Origin of the sequence: Prosthecobacter debontii, assembly GCF_900167535.1 — a bacterium.
Lineage (GTDB): Bacteria > Verrucomicrobiota > Verrucomicrobiia > Verrucomicrobiales > Verrucomicrobiaceae > Prosthecobacter > Prosthecobacter debontii.
This window is the reverse complement of record NZ_FUYE01000053.1, coordinates 1-1,276: the sequence shown is the minus strand read 5'-3', so window position 1 is coordinate 1,276 and position 1,276 is coordinate 1. Positions and strand designations below refer to the sequence as shown.

Below are 1,276 nucleotides of genomic sequence, written 5' to 3'. Positions count from 1 at the left end.
TAAAAAGTTCCATTATCTAACTTTTTAAAATAAGATAATAAATTAAAAGCTCCCCATAATTTACCTTTAGAATCTCTAGAAACAACACTAATTTTTCTTAAGGAATCTAAATAGTTAACTAACTCTTCATAATTTTTTCCTAATTCTAAATCATTAAAAAAATCAGATATATTTATTTTAGCATAATGAGATCCTTCTTTTTGAAGTCTATGAATTATATAATTATAAGCCAAGCGATTAGTATTGGTAATATATCCTCCTTCTATCTCGATTAATTCGTTAGGTTTAAATAAAATTAAATCCTTAATATTTTTCATGAAATCACCTCAAAATAAATATAAGTCTTAAAGTGATTTATGTCAACATATAAATCGATCACCTTTCGTAGTAAATCGATCACCTTTCGTAGTAAATCGATCACCTTTCGTAGTAAATCGATCACCTTTCGTAGTAATCTTACCACCTTTAACTTTTTTTGACCCCCTTCAAACCCCCAAATAATGTAAGTTTGAAGGGGGTGGCGAAATTGCCGTAAATATTATAAATATTATAAATATTACAAACAGGGAAAAATAGTATAAAAAAAAAGTATAAAAGTACTAATTTTTAAAAAAAACAAAAAATTTCACAATTTTTTTAAAAAAAATGTTTTTTTCAAAAACGCGTAATTCGAACTAATTTATAAAAATCATAAAGTTACAAAAAACAAAAAAATCGCTGATAAAAATCAACGTTAGAAAAATTTAAATTAGTTAAAGTCAAACACAACCAATTTAAAGACAGGTAATAGTCATTGAGTATAATCGAAAAGGATGTCATATACTCTAGAACTAATTCTTTGAAATAAAACTCTCCACAAAAGGTATCATCGAGCAATATTTCTTTCAGCCAAGAATTAATTCAAAATGGCAATGCAACAAAAATAAGATATTAAGATAATAAAATAAATATATGAAAAAGTCAAATCCCCGTTTACTCATACATAAATGTAATGAGTAACCGTCATTTGAATAAAAAAAGGAATGTTTTAGCTTTGCTAAAACACCCCCCGTCATCAACCTTTGGTTGACCGCCCCCCTATAATAATTAGGGGAGCTTAACAAAAAAAAAGAAAAGATTGGCAACTTCGTTGCAGAATAATGCAAAAGAAAAAGACCATAGTGTCAAACCTATGATCTTCTCTTGAAACAATATACATTTAGGCAAATAAATGAATAGTATAGCTAATAGCATTATATAATATTATTGATTGGTATAATCAATCTTTTTTTCCAAT

1 protein-coding gene is annotated in these 1,276 nt (G+C 26.5%); it reads right to left on the bottom strand.

The genetic code is table 11. The annotated features are described in order from the left end of the window. Positions 1-317, bottom strand: a 317-nt coding sequence (locus B5D61_RS26025) for a RepB family plasmid replication initiator protein (protein ID WP_217699079.1), incomplete at its 3' end; no start/stop codon positions are given. Positions 318-1,276 lie beyond the last annotated feature (959 nt).